The organism is Leptolyngbya sp. AN10, from assembly GCF_050565645.1.
Lineage (GTDB): Bacteria > Cyanobacteriota > Cyanobacteriia > Leptolyngbyales > Leptolyngbyaceae > Leptolyngbya.
This window is the reverse complement of the sequence record NZ_JBNXVP010000060.1, coordinates 19,104-32,745: the sequence shown is the minus strand read 5'-3', so window position 1 is coordinate 32,745 and position 13,642 is coordinate 19,104. Positions and strand designations below refer to the sequence as shown.

The following is a 13,642-nucleotide window of genomic DNA, read 5'->3' as shown; positions in this document are numbered from 1 at the left end:
TGCGTTTGAACGATTTTGGTGGCAGGTGTTGAATGCGATCGTACATTTGATCAGTCTCCTGAGTGGCATCTAGTCCTCTTTTCAGGAGTTCAAATCTGTGATCAGGATTCGTGCAGGAGGTCTATTACAAAATTGCGAAATCAAAACAATTCCTCACAAGTTCCTCAAATTTGAGGAATAGTCTTAACACTGCTACCCGAAGGCTCTAATCTGTTCGCTCCAATGCTTTAACAAGTGCGATCGATAACATTTGATTTTATAGGATTCGACATGATGGCTAGTTGCCCCTGCTGTTCTAATCAATTACTCCGTCACATTCGACAAAGTGGAGTGTACTGGCTATGCCGTTCCTGTCATGCAGAGATGCCCAATTTTGAGGAACTTCTCGACAGAACTCCGATTGAGGTAAAACGTCCGTTTGTGTTCGCGGCTCAACCAATTCTGATCCAACAGGTCAAATCGTATCAGAAAAGTTCATCTCAAAAGCTTGCAGCATAGTTTGATTCGTAGAAACTGCCTCAGTATGATTGATTAGGAGAAGTGCTGTGTTAGATATCGACGAAATGAATGCAAAAGAAATCCATAACCTCTTACACCGAAAAGAGTATGGACATCTAGGCTGCTCGTTGAATGGTCATCCCTATGTAATGCCGATGCACTACTACTTTGAAGATTCAGACTTTTATTTATTCACGACCGAAGGAATGAAGACCCAGTACATTGAGCAAAATCCAGAAGTCTGTTTACAGATTGAAGACATTCAAAGTTTCGCTCATTGGCAAAGTGTGATTGTGATGGGACGTGCAGAGCGGCTGACTGAGCAGCAAGAATTCGATCGAGCAATGGAATTGATCAAAGCGCACAATTCAGAACTCTCACCTGCTGTGAGTCGAACTTGGGTCGATGCTTGGGGTCGGGGGAATGTGATCGCAGTCTACCGAATTCACGCTAGCGAAATGACCGGACGCATGACGGATAAAACTGTGGATAAAGCACAGTCTACACCGAGCGCGAAGCTTTCTGTGGATGACTGAACGACATCACTAACACAGCCGTAACCCATAGTAGAATTGTTCCAATATAGTACGGACGTAAGCTGTGGGCGACGTTCGGCAAAATCGGAATCACCCAAGACCAACCATTCACTCCAGTATGAAAGACGATCGCAAGCACTACGCTGCCACGGGTATGCGCCCACAGCCAAGAAAAGAGAAACGAGAGTGCGATCGTATTGAGATAAAACGGCACGATCGGAAGTTGTTGCTGAACTGTTCCTGGAATCAAGAACAAGGGGAGATGCCAGCTTGACCAGATCAGACCCAAAATCAGACTTGACCACAAAGCATTGAATCGAGCTTGCAGCCGTGGCAAGAGATATCCTCGCCAGCCGAGTTCTTCACCCAGCGGTCCACCCATCAGCAGCACTAAGATAAAATTGACCACCACAAGCCACCCGCGCCCCGAAGCTGGAGAATGAGGTAAAGTTCCGCTGAACAGTTCATACAAACCGAGCGCGATCGACATGAGGACTGCCGGGAAGAAAAAGGCGATCGCATACCAGATCCAACGAATGCGCCAATCGTAGGCTCGAATGAGAAACGATCGAACATCAGACCGTCGAGCCGCGAGAACGATCGCGGCGACCGAAGGACCAAAACTGCCTAAAATTCCTAAAATCGCTGAGGCGATTCCTGCACTGGGAAGAACGAGCGTAGAACCCAGCCAGCACAGCCAAGACCAACCAAACGCGATTAGACAATAAAACAGCAAGTCCACCAGATTGAACCGTTGAGTTTGAGGCGATCGCATGATTGAGAATTAATTTATGAGACAACATTCGGACAGGCGCGACCTTTAGCAAAGTCAGTAATATTTGTTAGTGTTGTTTCAGCAATTTGTTCAAGTGCATTCCGGGTAAAAAAACCTTGATGAGCCGTAATCACCACATTCGGAAACGACTGTAACACTTGGAAGGTTTCATCTTGAATAATGGTGTCAGAGCGATCCTCAAAAAATAGATTTTCTTCTTCTTCGTACACATCTGTGCCGAATGACCCGATCGCACCGGATCGAATCGCTTGAATCACGGCGCGAGTGTCGATCAGTCCCCCTCGGCTCGTATTAATTAACATGGCTCCGGGTTTGAGATTTTGCAACGATTCTGCATTAATCAAATGATGCGTTTCTGGCATCAGTGGACAATGTAGCGAAACAATATCAGAGGCAGATAACAGTTCAGATAGTTCCACATACTGAACACCGAGTTTCAAACAATCCGGATTTTGATAGGGATCGTATGCGAGTAAATGACAGCCAAACCCGTTCATAATTTTGGCAAAGCAGTATCCAATTTTCCCAGTTCCGATGATGCCGACGGTACAGCCATGTAGATCAAATCCCAATAAGCCGACCAGCGAGAAATTATCATCACGGGTGCGATTGTAAGCTCGATGCAGCTTGCGATCGAGCATGAGAATCAGCCCGACTGCGTGTTCTGCGACCGCATAGGGTGAATAAGCTGGAACTCGCACTACTGTTAGATTCCGTTGTTTCGCGATCGTCAAATTGACGTTATTAAATCCCGCTGCCCGCAGTGCAATCAGTCGAGTTCCTTGATCTGCCAGTGCATTTAATGTCGGCTCATCTAACTGATCGTGGATAAACACACAAACTGCCGGAAATCCCGCTGCAAGCTTCGCCGTATCTTGGGATAGAGGAACTTCAAAGAAGACCAGTTCATGATGATAGCTCTGATTTGCTGCTTCGAGAAATGAGCGATCGTAGGGCTTCGTACTAAAAACTGCAACTTTCATCGGTTTTAAAGAACGCAATGTTTGAACGTTAGAGCAACTTCTCACGGTATCAGAGAATTCAAGCACAAATCTTGGTGGTAAAACGTTTGTGATCTTCGTGACAGATTTGCTGAACAATGTTGCGACCGGACATTGCCACAATTGGAACTCCTCCGCCTGGTTCTACCCACTGACCGATCATATAAAACCGACGTAACCCTGGAATCGTTTTTGGAATTCCTTCAATCAACAACGGCAACGTTTGTTTCGTGAGCAACCAACCACAGCTTGATCCTTGCCAGTTTCCGGTGTAGCGTTCATAAGTCAGTGGCGTTGCAACATCAACACATTCAATATCGGATTTGATCCCCGGATAGAGTTGTTCTAATTGATCGATGAGTATGCTGGCTTCTTGAATTTCTTCGTGATGATACAGCGATCGACCATAAATGCGCTGCCAATAATCATACGGAGTTGTTAACATCACCGTGATTACAGAGCGACCGGGTGGCGCAAACGATCGATCAAAGCAGTAGTGTTTGACGCTGATTTCAGCATGGGTTTCACCTGCGATCGTGATTGGTCGATCAAGTAAATGTGTCACCCAATGCGGCTCTTGTGAAAAATCACGCTTCACACCGAGCGAGACTTGAAGTTGGGAACGAACTGGTAAATGCCCGTCATACAGCTTACGAAGTGAAGCATCGACGGATTGGTCTCGCAGCAGGTCAAACACTACTCCTCGTCCATCACAGGCAGCAATGACGCGATCGGCATAACATTCTTCATTGCTGTACAATCGAACACCATACGCTTGATGATCTCGAACCAATACTTTCTCAACCTGAGCGCCATATCGAATTGTGCCACCCAGTTCTTGATATCTTTGGGCAATCGAGCGGGCAAACTCCAGCGATCCTCCAATCGGTACACCTGCATTCTGAACGTGTGAATAAGCCAACAATGACATTCCAACTATCACCGGAATCTCTTTCCACGAAAAGAGTTGAGCGATCGCTCGTCGGAGAAATGGATCTGCAAATTGATTAGCGAATTCTTCAGCAGAAATCGATCCCCAGTTCGCTAACGCACCTACAAACGGCAGGAGTTTTAGACTAATCCGCGACCAATCGGCAAGCCCCATCAAACTTCGCGGCTTTTGGTACAACAGAGACATATCAAAGCGCGTGAAGGCGCGAATTCCGTCACAGAAATCTTCGATCAGAAAACAATCGATCGGTGAAAGCGCTGTCAAATGAGCTTCAAGACGATCGGGATCGCTGTAAACAATTAGTGTCTTACCATCGGCTGCAATAATTCGCATGAACTCTTTGTGATGTACAAATTCACGCCCCTGCACTGCTCCTAATTCTTCCCACAGTTGATAAAACGGCTGATCGTTTCCAGACCCAAACAGATAGTAAAGACAGCCATCGAACGTATAGCCTTGGCGTGTCCAAGCCGTACACAAGCCACCGGGTTGATCATGCAGTTCCAGAATTTCAGTCTGATACCCATTCATCTGAGCATAGCATCCGGCTGCTAACCCTGCGATTCCTGCACCGATAATCAAAATGTCGTTAGCCTTGCTCACACTTTGTCTCCTCGCGCCAGTACTATCCTCACCGCGCTGTCTTGGTTCTAGTCCAACATCGTTTTATGTAACTATCACTCGCCGTTAAGCTACAAAAGGCGGAGACGGCTCCGAACCTCCTGCATTATCGCCGTCTGCTTACAGTGGCTTTGAAAAGATCAGACCGTCTCTAATTCATTGAGATTTTCCCTTACTTTACAGAAATGGTAAAAGCATAGTGATAACCTTTGTGCTGCGATAGCATCTCCAGCGTATAAACCCCAGTTCGCGGAACTCGACCTGTCCAATTGATTTGGCTCTCCTGTGGGTTTAGCAACAGTTCTCCCTCTGGAGCGAGAACAAAGGGCAAAATACCGCGTGTGTTTGAGAGCGTGAGTGTTGCTCCCTCAGTTAACGGCAAGCGGTAAAGATGACTTCCAGATCCTACAAATCGATCGGCGATCGCAGCCGTACCACCCTTTGCATCAAATCTTACCATCTCAACTTTTTCATTACAGCTACTCTGAGTTTGTTGTTTTGGAATCCAGCCCGTCAAGGGCTTCTGAATCAGAAACCAACCATTCTGCTCCATTCCCACAGTTACGAATGAATGATTGTCGAGTTGACCAACAATTCGACTCGGATCATTGGCAGCAAAATAGACTGAGAGAGACGGATTAGAAGTATCAACCTCTGCCATTGTGATCGTGCAACTCAGTCGCTCTCGAAAAACATCTGCTGAAGTCGTACTAGATGCTGGTGCAATCTCAGTCGAGGTAGAAACTGAGCTAGGTTGAGAAAACCGCCAAATTGCGTAGCCGATTCCACTAAGCGAGGCAAGACTGAGGATACTTGCACCAACCACGATCGGAGATTTAAGTGACATTATTTGATACCTCCTTGATGAACAAGGGTTGAATCAATCTTGAAATGTAAGGATCACGGTCTGAATCAGCCAAATCAGCCAAACCAATGTGTTGCAGGTTGTCCAGACGGTTGTTCAGGAATATATTGCTCAATCTTTTGTTGATTTTGGCTCAGAACTTCTTGAATGCCCTGGCGAATCACATACTCAAAACAAGATTGGTGATCATGACAGTAAGGTGCATAGTCTGGGTGAACGATCGCGGATTCACTCTCCTCGATCGTCATAAAAACGTTTGGTACTCGGTTTAGAATCCAAACCAGTAACTCTTGCCGTAAATCAGGATGAGCAAAAGCTTGTTGAAAAGGGTGATTCGGGTATTGTTCTAAGGTTCTCTCGATCTCTTGGGCAATGGAGTGTTGTGTGATGTTAACAATCATTTTCGACATAGAATTCACCTCATCTCAGATACAGAAAGAACGTTTGGCAAAGCAGTAAAAGTGCATTCATTGAAATTATCTTGCACTGACAGTACCGACTCTTCTTTTGACGATATCGCGCAGTTGTGAGGAAGATGTGAAGAATAAAGTTTGAGCATGAATATCCTCACAACTTTCTCATAATCTTCCTCTACAACGATGTCATGGTACACAGCGGTGAAAGCATCTGGAGAGTACGAGTTTATGAATCATTCAGTCGTTCAACCTTGGCATATTTCTGACCAAGATTTTCCCAGCCACGAGAGTTCAACCCAAAAGCTTCAATTTCTGCTGAATTACGCTGTACTTGCTCCTTCTGGACACAATACTCAACCGTGGAAATTCAGGCTGCAATCCGAAACATTAGAGCTATGGGCAGATCTTTCACGTGCATTACCTCGTGTTGATCCGAATCATCGAGAACTCATCATCAGTTGTGGTGCAGCCTTAATGAATTTACGCCTTGCACTGCATCACTTTGGTTACTGTGGAGAGATTCAACTACTGCCTGATCCAACCCAGCCAACTCTACTCGCTCAGATTCAATTAGGAGATTGGGGGCACGAGAACACAGAAGACAGAACCCTGTTTGATGCAATTCAAAAGCGCCACACGAACCGACAGCCGTTTCAAGATTGGGACATTTCTGAAACTGTGTTGAAGTGGTTGCAGAACAGTGCAGTTGAGGAAGGTACTTGGCTTCATCTCATTCAGAGTGAGGAGGAACGATCGCACATTCTAGGCTTCGTCAATCTCGCTGATCACCTACAGATGAGTGATCCACATATCCGCCAGGAACTTGCAGATTGGATGCACTCCAGCCATCATCCAAATCATGATGGACTTCCTGCTTATGCTTTGGGCGTACCGGAACAATTTGATTTTCTCACAACTGTTCTTTCCTGGCTGACCCGCTTCTTTGATTTGGGAAACCGCATTGCTCAACAAGATGAAACACTGTTGCAGAGTGCTTCTACGATCGCAGTGTTAGGAACCGATGGAGATACTTCAGAACACTGGTTGAGAGCAGGACAAGCTCTGGAGAAAGTCTTGCTCCGCGCTCAGAGCTTGGGCATTGTTGCTTCATTTTTTAACGCACCCATTCAGATGGCAGATGTACGATCGCAATTACAACAGAGTCTAAACCGCGAAGGATATCCACAGGTTCTGCTCCGACTCGGATATGCTCAACCGACTCAATCCACTCCTCGACGCAGCAGCCACGATGTTCTGTTTTAGTCTACAGCGATCACAATCGTGCAGCAGACTAAATGAAAAGATGCAGCTCAGATTTTGGGGTGCAAAAAGTCTCAGAGGAAGAAGTTTTGCAAGCGCTTCTCAATTAAGTCCCAGTCAGCTCTGATCTCGCTTCGTAACGATCTATTTGAGAAGTCTAAAGTTGACTAAGAAATGTATAAATCAAAGGCAGCTTTGTGAAGGGGGCTTCGACTGGCATTTTATTAAACTGCAATTCTCTTACCGCAATCTGATGGATTGTGAAATCTCGAAATACTGCCTAAGCGTGACTGGTTTACCGAGGGCTAAATTTTGGGAAGAAAGTCAGTTGTATCAACATTCTTTTGGAAACTGCATGAGACGATCGGCGATTTCTTCCCAAACGGCACAGGACATTCCAACTTGAGTTTCGGTGTATCGAACCATCCATTCACTCGCATAGAGATATTGATTCAAAGCTTGTGCTTCTGTTTGCGATAACTCAATCAGTCTGGGGTTGAACTGACCTTCAAACCAGGATTGAGTCACTTGCTGAGTAAAAACTCGACTCAATTCACAAGCGTGTGGGTCGGATGTCATCTCAGGACAGATTCGATGTTTTAGCTTCGCAACAATGTTTCGAGCATGAGCGAGAGCTTGCTTTAACGTATTGGAAAGCATCAAAGCAGGAGTGCGATCTGTCCCGCGAGCATGAGCATGAGCCAAGGCAATGGCGCGTTCTAGAACAAGCGCAAGTGCAGCGGCTCGTTTTGCCGCAGGGTGAGAGGGTTCCTCTGATCGGTCGGCAACAAGAGTTGCCCAGGCGAATAGCGCTTGTAATTTTTGAGTCTGAGGCAGTGCTTGGGCTGCTTGCTCTATCATGCACAGCAGTTCATCGGCTTCGGTGGTTTGCAGTTCTGATACTGAGAATAGCGTGTCTACCTGCCAAGGAAAAATCGAAGCCTGAGAAGAATCTGTATAAGTGATATTCATACAGTGCGTCCACAAAATCATCAGTTTGACAAGTCATGGCAAATCTTGCCTGCTTACGATCGAGTTTAATGAAAAAGTGTGAGGAATTTGTGAAGATCCGCTCGGTCAAAATTTGCGAGCTTTTCTAACCGCCCAATCCGCGTAAACGAGCATAAGCATCTGCGGCAAACCCAGCACCTTGTTCGTCGCAGGTATTGATCAACCGAATTGAACTCTCTTCGATCAGCTTGTCGAAGCTTAGAACAAAGTCACCGGGAACGCCGAAGATATGATGCACCCCATAGTCATAGAGCCGCTGAATTAAGTAAGCTCCGATCGACTGTGTGATTGCCATATACTTTCTCCTGATTGAACCGAAAGCGTGTTGCTTCAATTGCTTCAGTATCTCTAAACAGAAATTACAAAGTTGATTGATTGCCCAGTGCATTCAGCATTTGTAGAACTCGCTGCTTGAAGAGTCGTCCGTAGCGCGATGAACCACTAATGCGCCGCCCCACAAAGTAGATTGAACCTTGATCGTTCCCATTCAGCACTGCGGCATCAAGCGGCATATTTAGATAATTTCCACTATGACGATTGTGCAATCGAATGCCTAAAACTGGAACAATCCAATCGGTTTCCAGAAACAATCGATCCCAGTCGGCATTTGTCGTTTGAGACGCAATACGATCGGAGTCTTGTCCGCTCCAGCGTCGTCGGTATTCTTCCAGAATCGGATGCGCGATCGCATGGTCACGAATGTACTCAATCAAATGTTTGTAAGCAGAACGGAAAGTGGTTTGAATTAAGCCGCGTCCTCGGAACTTAAAGAAGTCTGCTTCGTGAATGATCGTTTGCTGGTTTGGATCAGTCGGAAAACCTTCAGGATATCGATCGCCTCGCCATCGGGTGTCAGTTGTATTGCGAACACGATCGCTCAGTGGCAAACTACCATGTGCGCCCAAAAAGTCCGGGTTGTTAAACAAGTCGAATGCTGTTCGATTGCTACTGCTGGTGTTGTATGAGCGCTTCACATCGGGAATCACATCAAACGCATAAGCGATGCCTGGATGTCCACGGCGACCGACTCCTTCACGACGCGGCATCAGATCACCCGTTTCATTGATCATAATGGCAATCAAACTGAGGAACTGGAACAGATTAATCGAAGGCGTTGCAAACATATCTGCCAATTGATCCCAAATCTGAACGAATCTACGCTTCACAGTCGCAATGTCCCGCCGTTCACCGAGCCGCTTACCTCGCCAGTGATCCCGATCCGCCATTTGTGCATTAAACCAGTCTACAAAGTCTGATCCGGTCGTGCGCTGAAAGTAATCATTGATCTCGGTGCTATTGTGAAATGAGATCGAAGAGACTCGCGTAACAAATTCAGGAGTCACATCGGTTGCTGTTCCTGGTGTGATGGGAGTTGGGGTTGGTGGGATTGGGGTCGGAATTGCTCCGCCTGCGGTGGGGGGTGGGGAAGCTCCGGCAGCAATTAAAGCCGCTTCAGTTTGAGCGCCTACAATTCCATCGACTGTTAACCCTCGATTGCGCTGAAAGTCTCGTACCGCTTGACGAGTGCGCGAACCATTCACCCCATCAACGACTAATCCTGCATTGTTAACTTGATTCAGCGAAGACTGTACCCATTGAATGTAAACAGGACTTCTGCGATCGACACTCTGACTAGGTGTAACTGGGGGTGAGATCGGTGTTCCGCCACCAGAAGTTGGAGGTGGGGAAGCTCCGGCAGCAATCAGAACCGCTTCAGTTTGAGCGCCTACAATTCCATCTGCTGTTAACCCTCGACTGCGCTGAAAATTCCGAACGGCTTCACGAGTCCGAGAACCATTTACACCATCGACCGTAAGCCCAGCATTGTTCACTTGATTTAGAGAGGATTGTACCCATTGAATATAAGCAGGACTTCGACGATCGACACCGCTACTAGGCGTAACAGGGGGTGTTGTCCTTGGGCTGGTTGGTGTGCCCACTAATCCATGCTCTTGTAAGTGCAATAGATAGCGCGTTGGATTGAGAATGTTCGACGGACGGGCTGCATCTTTGCTCCATCGGGAATTGCTGCGAGTTCCAGGGATATAGGTTTCAAAGTGAATCATTGTACTGCCGCCTGGATTGCGACCGACATAGCCGATGGTCTGTCCTGCTCGCACTCGTGAACCCACTCTAAGTCCAGTGCGTTGCAGCGAATCGGGTGCAACTTCGCCATAGTTCACAACCACATTAGAATGAGCCACAAACAGCGCGTTTGTCGTCTTGTTTTCACCACAGCAGAACGGATAGAAATGTACGATTTCGCCATCCTCGATCGCGACCACTGGATCGCCAAAGTTAGCAAACAAATCGATACCCAAATGATAGCGTTGTCCATTTGATCGATCGGCAAGCCAGCGTCGTCCACCCTGACCCACTGTAGTTCCATCGTCAGCGGTGTAGCTCACAGTACGACCTCGACTGCTATTTGTGATGATGGGCCAATAGCTTCCCGCAGGTGGAAGGGGCGCAAACGGAACTGGATTGCTCGACGGAACCGCCATTGGTGCTTTGGTTGGAGTCATCGGCGGCGGATTGCTTTCGTAGAGGTCAGCAATGGCTTCGTCTTCGTTGTCGTCGTCGATGCCTAGTGTTTCATCCCAGGTTTCACGATCGTTAAACTGTTCTGCTGTTTCTGCGATCGTACCTTTGCGGAGTCGTAAAACAACTTGATTTGGAGGCATGATTCCGCGAACATCAAGAATGCGACGGGCATAGTTTTGTTTGGCTCTGTGTGGTAGATTTCCTGCTTCAACCACTACGCCGTAATAGCCAGGACGCATTGTTTCTAATGTCCAGCCTTGGATTGTTGCTTGAGCAGGGAGCAGCAATTGATCCGAGGCGAGAAAGGCAGCGTGAACATAGCGATCGCCTGGAAGATAACGCAGCAAAATGTCACCCGGACGCAATCGACGAGCTACCACACCACCGGGGACTGCGATCGCATCAAAGCGTTGTAAGAATTGCGGATTGATTGAAGCAACGGTTGGACGGGCAAACATCAGGTACAACTCGCGCAGTGACCCAACTGTGGGTACTCCAATGCGCTCTAAAGTTCGATCGAAGTGTTGGTGAACGGGCATTCGTTCTTCTAAGGTGCTTTCAACGGTTTCTAGCCATTCATTCGGTAATGTAGTTTCATTAAAAGTCGTTTTCATCGCAGTTCTCCCAATGTCGGTGAATCGATCGAGGTTTTTCTGGGACAGTGGCTCTAAAAAATCACGAGTTGCATCCAAAGCCGCATCCATGTTGAGTTGTCCGCTACCAATGCGGTAAATTTCATTGCCTTGAGCATCGATCGGAGTGGTGCTACTTAAAAGCAGATTTAACGTATCTTTGTTGGTTAATTTTTTGCCGTACTGCTGGGCAAGCTCGAACATGAGCGCGACTGTACCGACAACATGGGGAGCCGCCATGCTTGTACCAGATTTACGAATCAGCAAAGGAGCATCGGAGTTAGAATGCTGCGATCGAGATTTCGCGGCTAGCACTCGCACCCCTGGAGCAATTAGATTCGGCTTAAAGCGATCGCCGCCGCGTGTCGGTCCAGAACTACTAAATTGCCCAAGCGGATGAGTGGGATCATGAGCATCGTAAGCACCGACTGCGATCGTGCGAAATCCATTGCAGATTGAGCCTGTCGTACTCAGAGGCACAACATATTGATTCTCAAACTGGGATTGACAGTGCGGACAAGTTGCATCTCGTTCGATCCAGATGTTGAAGCGACCATCGACCACATCAATCCCGGCTAAGATCACCGTCCATTCTCCAGCAGGTGCGCCAGAGTCGATGTAGATGTGGCAATTGTTATCGAGATTGTTGGGTTCGCGAGCGCGGTGATAGAGTTTGCACACGACTTGATTGTGAATGGAAAGCGTAGCTTGATCATTTAGTCCCGTTTGCTTGGTGATAAGACCATTCGGAGCACGAACTGCGATCGACAATACATCCCGTCCCGAATACCAAATTTCCATTTCGTTCGGGGTCACATCCGCTTCACTCACCATAAACGCGATCGTCAAAGTTTGTCCGGGTAATACTCGTCCAGAAGTATGCGCCATGCGATCGAAATAGTTTCCAGTACTTTGTACGATCGCGCATCCAGAACGTGATGTCACGATTTGATCAAAACCTTGCTCCACCAGTGATGATCCGTCATGCGGTCCCATTTGTCGTCCCATGCTGAAATTCATCACCACAGGACGATCTTGAGCCGTTCTCAGCACAAAATCGACTGCCTCTAGAACTGCAACCGAGCTTCCTAGATTCGTTTGCGAAGGCAAGCTACGATTATGTAAATGAACAAACACTAAATCCGCTTCTGGTGCAACTCCTAAAGGTTCACCCGCCCTGCCATTTCCGGCTGCAATATCGAGGACGTGAGTTCCATGTGTTCCAATTCCAGCCGGATCAGAACGATAAAAGTAGTAGCCGAGTGTTGCTGCTGGATTAGCAGTTTTTAAGGCTCGATCGATCTCTTCAGCCGTATGAATCACACCGTAACCGTACCGATTCGGACATGTAGATTGATAAGGAGCGCTCTGATCCCAAAGTGCCAGCAATCGAGTTGAACCGTCCGCATGGCGAAAGTTTGGATGCGTGAAGTCACATCCCCAATCAACTACGCCCACCACAACGTTTTTTCCCGTCAAGTGATAGTCCTGCGGACGACGATCATCCGTTGCGATCGCAGAACTATAAAGCATTTCTGCATCCAGTGGCACATCATCATCTGATGTCAGCAGCATGGGTGCTTTCATGCTTTCGACGGTTTCATCATTACGAATTGACACGATCGCGCCGCGTGGCAATCGGCAAGTTGCAATGTTGCCAAACTGCGTCACGACTCGCACATTTGGCGGAATTTGGTCAGGTCGATGCAGCCGAATAATGACTTCGACTTCATCGCTGGCATCTCCTTCTGTTAGTTCCCAGAGCGCCGCTTCCATAGTTGCCTTCCCCAACTTCGGAATTGAGAATGAATGTGTTTATTAGCTCCAGAGCGATGATGACGCGATCGCTTTCTCCAGGATTTTCTAACTCTCCAGAACAAGCAACGCAGCCAGTGAAAGATCGATCGTCGTCTCGGTTTTTGAGCCTGTCGCACTTCACGCAGCAGCATTAAGAGTTCTGCACAAGTTGCTTGTGTGCAGGATTGAGCCGTTTGCGCCTCAATTTGATCGAGCCGACGACTGATCTGTTCTAGCTGTGCGATCGCACGTTCAGCAGTTTGGTGTGATGTCCGGGCAGATTGCTCGATCGTTTCTTGAAACTGACGTTGCTGTTCGGCTTCAGCGGCAAACGCGATCGCTTCTAGTCGCGCAAGCTCGCTCACTAGCAGAATGCTTCCGGATGACAAGCCCGTTGCCATCAGTACAGCGCCCCACTGTGTAGTTTGCACAGTTCCTAATCCGGCTCTTTCCGCTAAGAGTCTGCCAACAATGAATGCTTGAATCAATTGAGTTGAGGTTGTTGGCATGACTTGCTTCACCTGAGTTCGGCAGCGATCGCTTCATGATTGATTGAGGAAGCCCCCTAAATTTTCCAAGAGTGCGACTGTGTATCTATCCCTTCGTTTTCGTCGGATTGTGCCCTCTCCAATCCCGCCTTCTAAGAAACTTTGAAGCAAGAAAGCGATCTTGAATTCTATAGCAGTAGAAGTTTAGATTAGAACATCCTCGGA

The 13,642-nt window shown here is 47.4% G+C and carries 12 protein-coding genes; 3 read left to right on the top strand and 9 right to left on the bottom strand.

Annotated elements, in window-relative coordinates:
• Positions 1 to 273: 273 nt before the first annotated feature.
• Positions 274 to 498 (top strand): hypothetical protein, encoded by a 225-nt coding sequence (locus ACQ4M5_RS38505; protein WP_430681081.1) that lies wholly within the window; start codon positions 274 to 276, stop codon positions 496 to 498.
• A gap of 47 nt (positions 499 to 545) precedes the next feature.
• On the top strand, positions 546 to 1,034 hold the full coding sequence (locus ACQ4M5_RS38500) for a pyridoxamine 5'-phosphate oxidase family protein (protein WP_430681080.1): 489 nt from the start codon (positions 546 to 548) through the stop codon (positions 1,032 to 1,034).
• Here the strand turns inward: ACQ4M5_RS38500 and ACQ4M5_RS38495 are convergent.
• From ACQ4M5_RS38495 to ACQ4M5_RS38475, 5 genes are all read right to left on the bottom strand, one after another.
• Positions 1,000 to 1,809, bottom strand: coding sequence for a CPBP family intramembrane glutamic endopeptidase (locus ACQ4M5_RS38495; protein WP_430681079.1), 810 nt, complete (start codon positions 1,807 to 1,809; stop codon positions 1,000 to 1,002). The genes ACQ4M5_RS38500 and ACQ4M5_RS38495 overlap by 35 nt on opposite strands.
• A gap of 14 nt (positions 1,810 to 1,823) precedes the next feature.
• Entirely contained in the window at positions 1,824 to 2,813 is a 990-nt protein-coding gene (locus tag ACQ4M5_RS38490; protein WP_430681078.1) for a 2-hydroxyacid dehydrogenase, read from the bottom strand.
• A gap of 58 nt (positions 2,814 to 2,871) precedes the next feature.
• Positions 2,872 to 4,386: a phytoene desaturase family protein gene (locus ACQ4M5_RS38485; RefSeq protein ID WP_430681077.1), complete on the bottom strand. Its 1,515-nt coding sequence runs from the start codon at positions 4,384 to 4,386 to the stop codon at positions 2,872 to 2,874.
• A 190-nt stretch (positions 4,387 to 4,576) separates the two neighbouring features.
• Entirely contained in the window at positions 4,577 to 5,251 is a 675-nt protein-coding gene (locus ACQ4M5_RS38480) for a hypothetical protein (protein WP_430681076.1), read from the bottom strand.
• Positions 5,252 to 5,325: 74 nt separating this feature from the next.
• On the bottom strand, positions 5,326 to 5,679 hold the full coding sequence (locus tag ACQ4M5_RS38475) for a hypothetical protein (RefSeq protein WP_430681075.1): 354 nt from the start codon (positions 5,677 to 5,679) through the stop codon (positions 5,326 to 5,328).
• 189 nt (positions 5,680 to 5,868) lie between these two features.
• Here ACQ4M5_RS38475 and ACQ4M5_RS38470 point away from each other — a divergent pair, with 189 nt between their 5' ends.
• Entirely contained in the window at positions 5,869 to 6,948 is a 1,080-nt protein-coding gene (locus ACQ4M5_RS38470) for an Acg family FMN-binding oxidoreductase (RefSeq protein ID WP_430681074.1), read from the top strand.
• 330 nt (positions 6,949 to 7,278) lie between these two features.
• Here ACQ4M5_RS38470 and ACQ4M5_RS38465 read toward each other — a convergent pair whose 3' ends face one another.
• The 4 genes from ACQ4M5_RS38465 to ACQ4M5_RS38450 all read right to left on the bottom strand — a co-directional run bounded on the left by ACQ4M5_RS38465 (position 7,279) and on the right by ACQ4M5_RS38450 (position 13,438).
• The gene (locus ACQ4M5_RS38465; RefSeq protein WP_430681073.1) at positions 7,279 to 7,917 is read right to left on the bottom strand and encodes an NACHT C-terminal helical domain 2-containing protein; all 639 of its coding nucleotides are present in this window, start codon (positions 7,915 to 7,917) and stop codon (positions 7,279 to 7,281) included.
• Between the two features lie 124 nt (positions 7,918 to 8,041).
• The gene (locus ACQ4M5_RS38460) at positions 8,042 to 8,251 is read right to left on the bottom strand and encodes a thiamine pyrophosphate-binding protein (protein ID WP_430681072.1); all 210 of its coding nucleotides are present in this window, start codon (positions 8,249 to 8,251) and stop codon (positions 8,042 to 8,044) included.
• A gap of 64 nt (positions 8,252 to 8,315) precedes the next feature.
• Complete coding sequence (locus ACQ4M5_RS38455; protein WP_430681071.1) at positions 8,316 to 12,908, bottom strand: peptidoglycan-binding protein; 4,593 nt, start codon at positions 12,906 to 12,908, stop codon at positions 8,316 to 8,318.
• Entirely contained in the window at positions 12,884 to 13,438 is a 555-nt protein-coding gene (locus tag ACQ4M5_RS38450; protein WP_430681070.1) for a hypothetical protein, read from the bottom strand. The genes ACQ4M5_RS38455 and ACQ4M5_RS38450 overlap by 25 nt, the downstream gene beginning before the upstream one ends.
• Between the last annotated feature and the right edge of the window lie 204 nt (positions 13,439 to 13,642).

Bases quoted from the DNA above. Each gene is read 5' to 3' on its own strand.
- ACQ4M5_RS38450 (WP_430681070.1), bottom strand. From the start codon at position 13,438: ATGCCAACAACCTCAACTCAATTGATTCAAGCATTCATTGTTGGCAGA.
- ACQ4M5_RS38455 (WP_430681071.1), bottom strand. From the start codon at position 12,908: ATGGAAGCGGCGCTCTGGGAACTAACAGAAGGAGATGCCAGCGATGAA.
- ACQ4M5_RS38480 (WP_430681076.1), bottom strand. From the start codon at position 5,251: ATGTCACTTAAATCTCCGATCGTGGTTGGTGCAAGTATCCTCAGTCTT.
- ACQ4M5_RS38505 (WP_430681081.1), top strand. From the start codon at position 274: ATGGCTAGTTGCCCCTGCTGTTCTAATCAATTACTCCGTCACATTCGA.
- ACQ4M5_RS38465 (WP_430681073.1), bottom strand. From the start codon at position 7,917: ATGAATATCACTTATACAGATTCTTCTCAGGCTTCGATTTTTCCTTGG.
- ACQ4M5_RS38470 (WP_430681074.1), top strand. From the start codon at position 5,869: ATGTCATGGTACACAGCGGTGAAAGCATCTGGAGAGTACGAGTTTATG.
- ACQ4M5_RS38490 (WP_430681078.1), bottom strand. From the start codon at position 2,813: ATGAAAGTTGCAGTTTTTAGTACGAAGCCCTACGATCGCTCATTTCTC.
- ACQ4M5_RS38495 (WP_430681079.1), bottom strand. From the start codon at position 1,809: ATGCGATCGCCTCAAACTCAACGGTTCAATCTGGTGGACTTGCTGTTT.
- ACQ4M5_RS38460 (WP_430681072.1), bottom strand. From the start codon at position 8,251: ATGGCAATCACACAGTCGATCGGAGCTTACTTAATTCAGCGGCTCTAT.
- ACQ4M5_RS38475 (WP_430681075.1), bottom strand. From the start codon at position 5,679: ATGTCGAAAATGATTGTTAACATCACACAACACTCCATTGCCCAAGAG.